Here is a 4,604-nt window from a genome sequence, read left to right on the forward strand (position 1 = left end):
GCTTTTCGGCATCGGCCCGGATTTCGCGGATCACCTGCCGGCGCAGCAACTGGTCACTGCCGAGCAGCTTGAGCAAACCGTCGCGCTCGCTGCGCAGCCTGGCGAGTTCCTGTTCGATGCGGATGCCTTCGAGGCGGGCCAGTTGGCGCAGGCGAATCTCGAGAATGTCCTCGGCCTGGCGGTCCGACAGCGCGAAGCGCTCGATCAGCGCCGCTTTCGGATCGTCGGACTGGCGAATGATGCGGATCACCTCGTCGATGTTGAGGAAGACGACGAGCCGGCCCTCGAGGATGTGAATGCGGTCGTCGGCCTTCTGCAGGCGGAACTCGGTGCGCCGATACACCGTCCGGATGCGGAAGGTGCACCACTCGCCGAGCAGGTCGGCGAGCGATTTCTGGCAGGGCCGACCATCGATTCCCACCGCCACCAGGTTGATCGGAGTCGACGTTTCGAGACTGGTGTGCGCGAGCAGCAGCGCTACGAACTCGTTGCGATCGATGCGCGAACTGGTCGGCTCGAAAACCAGTCGGACATCGTCGTCCTTGCCCGATTCGTCGCGCGCGCGATCGAGCTGCGAAGCGAGCAGCGCCTTCAACTGCGCCGCCGCCTGCTCGACGACCTTCTTGCCGGGTTTCGGTTGCGGATTGAGCAGCGCGCCGATTTCCGAGAGCACCCGCGCCGACGAAACTCCCGGTGGCAACTCCCTGAATACCACTTGCCAGGCGCCCCGCGCCATCTCCTCGATCTCGTAGCGGGCACGCACGCGCAGGCTGCCGCGTCCGCTGCCGTAGGCCGCGGCGAGGTCGGCCGGGGACGAGATGATCTGCCCGCCGCCGGGGTAATCGGGACCCGGAAGATGCTCCATCAACTCGGCGACGCTTGCCGCCGGATGCTCGATCTTGTGGATTGCCGCCGCAGCGACCTCGCGCAGGTTGTGCGGCGGCATCTCGGTGGCCATGCCGACGGCAATGCCCGAGGCGCCGTTGAGCAGCAGAAAGGGCAGCCGCGCCGGCAGGAATGCCGGTTCCTCGAACGAGCCGTCGTAGTTCGCCTGGAAATCGACGGTTCCTTCGCCGAGTTCGCCGAGCAGCAGTTCGGCGATCGGCGCCAGACGCGCCTCCGTGTAGCGCATCGCGGCGGCATTGTCGCCATCGCGCGAGCCGAAATTTCCCTGGCCATCGACCAGTGGGTAACGCAATGTGAACGGCTGAGCGACGCGCACCATCGCATCGTACGCCGAGGTGTCGCCGTGCGGATGATACTTGCCGATCACGTCGCCGACGACGCGAGCCGACTTGACCGGCTTGGCCGTCGCCGCCAGGCCAAGTTCGCGCATGGCGAACAGCACCCGACGCTGTACCGGTTTCAAGCCGTCCTTGACATCCGGCAGGGCACGGCCCTTGACCACCGCGATGGCGTATTCCAGATAGTCACGCGCCGCCGAGTCGTGCAGCAGGATGCTGTCGTCGTCTTCCTCGGGCGGCGACGGTGGCGGCGCGGCCGGCGGCACCGGCGGCTGCCGGTTGTCCGCCGGCAGGTCGGCAAACAGGTCGGGAGTCGAATCTTTCCTCACTTGCGGTCCACCATCAAATTTCCGCACCGATCAGGGCGCCGTTCTCTTCCATCCAGGCCCGCCGGCCCGCCGACTCGCCCTTGGCCATCAGCATGTTCATCACCGGCTTGGCAGATTCGGCGCCCGGCATGCGGATGCGCATCAGGCGGCGCGTGTCGGGCGACATCGTCGTCTCCCAGAGCTGCTCCGGGTTCATCTCGCCGAGTCCCTTGAAACGCGAGATCGATACCGCCTCCGGCCTGATGCCTTCCCGACGCAGACGGTCGATCGTCGCTTCGAGCTCGCCGCCGTCGAGCGCATAGATCTTGCGCGGTGGGCGGTTCTTGCCCTGCGCCGGCACATCGAGGCGATACAGCGGCGGCTGTGCGAAGTAGAGATGGCCGCGCGCAATCAGCTTCGGGAAATGGCGGTAGAAGAGCGTGCACAGCAACACGCGGATGTGCGACCCATCGACGTCGGCGTCGGTCATGATCACCACCTTGCCGTAACGCAGGTTCGCCAGCACGGCGTCCGGCGCACTTACGGCGTGTGGATCAATGCCGAGGGCCACCGCGATGTCGTGCACCTCGCGGTTGGCGAACAGGCTGCCGGGCTCGACCTCCCAAGTGTTGAGCACCTTGCCGCGCAACGGCAGGATCGCCTGCAGTTCCTTGTCGCGGCCCGATTTCGCCGAACCGCCGGCAGAATCGCCCTCGACCAGGAAAATCTCGTTGCGGCCGGTATCCTCGCTTTGACAATCCGAGAGCTTGCCGGGGAGGATCGCCACCCCGGACTGCTTGCGCTTCTCGACCTTCTGGCCGGCGCGAGTGCGTGCCTGCGCCGCGCGGACCGCCAGCTCGGTGATGCGCTTGGCCGCCTCCGGGCGCTCGTTGAGCCACAGCTCGAAACTGTCGCGCACCATGCGCGCGACGAGGGCGACGGCGTCGCGCGAGTTCAGGCGCTCCTTGGTCTGCCCCTGGAACGAGGGATCGAGCATGCGCACGGCGAGGACGAAACTCGCGCGGGAAAAGACATCTTCGGCGGCCAGCTTGACGCCCTTCGGCAGCAAGGCGTGGTGCTCGGCAAAACTGCGGACGGCTTCGAGCGTCGCCTGGCGCAAACCCGCTTCGTGCGTCCCACCCGCCGGCGTCGGGATCAGATTGACGTAGGACTCGCGTGCCACCGCGCCCTCGGCTGTCCAGCACAGCGCCCAGGCTGCACCCGAGCCGACGGGAAAGCTGTCGTCGCCCTTGCCGGCGTATTTCTCGCTACAGAACACCGGCGCCACGATTTCTCCCTCGACCTGCTCGCCCAGATACTGCAGCATGCCGTTGGCGAAGCACCACTCGCTGCTCTGCCCGTCCTCGACCGTCAGCGTCACCTGCAGCCCGGGCAAGAGTAGTGCCTTGCTGCGCAACAGGCGCTCGAGCTGTGCCAGCGGAATGCTCGGCGAGTCGAAAAAAGCCGGATCGGGCCACGCGCGCACGCGGGTGCCGCTCGCCTTCTTCGGCGCATCGCCAACGCGGCGCAAGGGTTCGACCACCGCGCCACCGGCAAAGGCCATCTGATGCCGCCCTCCATCGCGCACGACCTCTACCTCGAGCCGCGTCGACAGGGCGTTGGTCACCGAAACACCTACCCCGTGCAGGCCACCCGAGAAGCGATAGGCAGAGGCACCGTCGTCCTTGTGGAACTTGCCACCAGCGTGCAGCCGCGTGAACACCACCTCGACCGTCGGCACCCCTTCGAGCGGATGCCTCTCCACCGGGATGCCGCGCCCATCGTCCTGCACCGTCACCGAATGGTCGCGATGCAGCGTCACCGCGATACGCTTGCAAAAGCCCCCCAAAGCCTCGTCGGCGGCGTTGTCGATCGCCTCCTGGACGATGTGCAGCGGACAGTCCGTCCGTGTGTACATCCCGGGACGGTGGCGCACCGGCTCCAGCCCCTTGAGAACGGCAATCGACTCCGCGGTGTAACTCATTGCCAAACAATCTCCTGGCGGCCACCGTGGCCGCAGACAAAAACGCCAGAACAAAGCCTGGCGTTTGGAATCATGAAGGCGCGGAGTGTACTATCTGGCGGCGAAATCGTCGATGTGGCAGCCGATCACGGTCCGTTTGCCCGCGGCAGCTTTGGGGAACTCCAATCGGAGTCCGTCCCCCGGCACCAGTTGATCGCGAGGCCCGTTCAACGCGCCGCTCGGGCGACCGAATGGCGCCCAAAGGTTTCACAAACGCAACCGGCGAATGAGGTACCATCCCCGATACCGAACGGGCCTGTTCTATCGGCTGCAAACCCACGATGCGGCGGATCACCCAGCGCAATTGGCTTCGATGAAAAACCAGACGCTACCGGTTGACGACTACGACACCCCCTGGAAAGACGCGCTGACGCGCTACTTTCCCGAGTTCATGGCGTTCTACTTTCCGCAGGCGCACGCTGAGATCGACTGGCGACAGGCGCACGTCTTCCTCGACCAGGAACTCGCGCAGGTGGTGCAGGATGCGGAACTTGGTAAACGACTGGTTGACCGTCTGGTCCAGGTAGCCACCCGAACCGGCGGCGAACAATGGGTTTACGTCCACGTAGAAGTGCAGGGTCAGCACGATGCCGACTTCCCGGAGCGACTATTCACCTACAACTATCGGCTTTACGACCGCTACCGTCGCCCGGTAGCCAGCCTCGCGGTGCTTGCCGACGAAAGCGAACAGTGGAAACCGACGCATTACGGCTACCGATTGTTTGGCTGCGAGGTCGGCATCCGCTTCCCCATGGTCAAGATTCTCGACTATGCCGGCCAAGTCGAAGCACTGTTGGCGGATGCCAACCCGTTCGCCTTGGTCACCGCAGCGCATCTGTTCACTCGCCAGACAAAGGGAAACCCCGAAGCACGCTATGCCGCAAAATGGCGTCTGGCCAAGCTACTTTACGAACGCCATTGGGACAAACAGCGAATCATCGACCTGTTCGGCGTCATCGACTGGTTGATGCGCTTGCCTGCGGCGATGGAGAAACGACTTCTCCAGGACGTCTACACACTTGAAAGGAG

At 64.9% G+C, this 4,604-nt stretch carries 3 protein-coding genes; 1 reads left to right on the top strand and 2 read right to left on the bottom strand.

Going from position 1 to position 4,604, the window contains the following annotated elements:
• Together NFV80_RS05235 and NFV80_RS05240 are read right to left on the bottom strand one after the other, a co-directional pair.
• Positions 1-1,459 (bottom strand): DNA topoisomerase (ATP-hydrolyzing) (locus NFV80_RS05235; protein WP_296758051.1); only part of this gene is annotated, 1,459 nt, incomplete at its 3' end.
• 127 nt (positions 1,460-1,586) lie between these two features.
• The gene (locus tag NFV80_RS05240) at positions 1,587-3,536 is read right to left on the bottom strand and encodes a DNA topoisomerase IV subunit B (RefSeq protein WP_296758046.1); all 1,950 of its coding nucleotides are present in this window, start codon (positions 3,534-3,536) and stop codon (positions 1,587-1,589) included.
• A gap of 352 nt (positions 3,537-3,888) precedes the next feature.
• Between NFV80_RS05240 and NFV80_RS05245 the strand changes: the two genes are divergently transcribed.
• Positions 3,889-4,604 (top strand): Rpn family recombination-promoting nuclease/putative transposase (locus NFV80_RS05245; RefSeq protein ID WP_296758048.1); only part of this gene is annotated, 716 nt, incomplete at its 3' end.

It is taken from the genome of Accumulibacter sp., from assembly GCF_023806565.1.
Lineage (GTDB): Bacteria > Pseudomonadota > Gammaproteobacteria > Burkholderiales > Rhodocyclaceae > Accumulibacter.

What these genes read in the sequence shown, in the direction of transcription:
- NFV80_RS05240 (WP_296758046.1), bottom strand. Translation starts at nt 3,536, where the DNA reads ATGAGTTACACCGCGGAGTCGATTGCCGTTCTCAAGGGGCTGGAGCCG.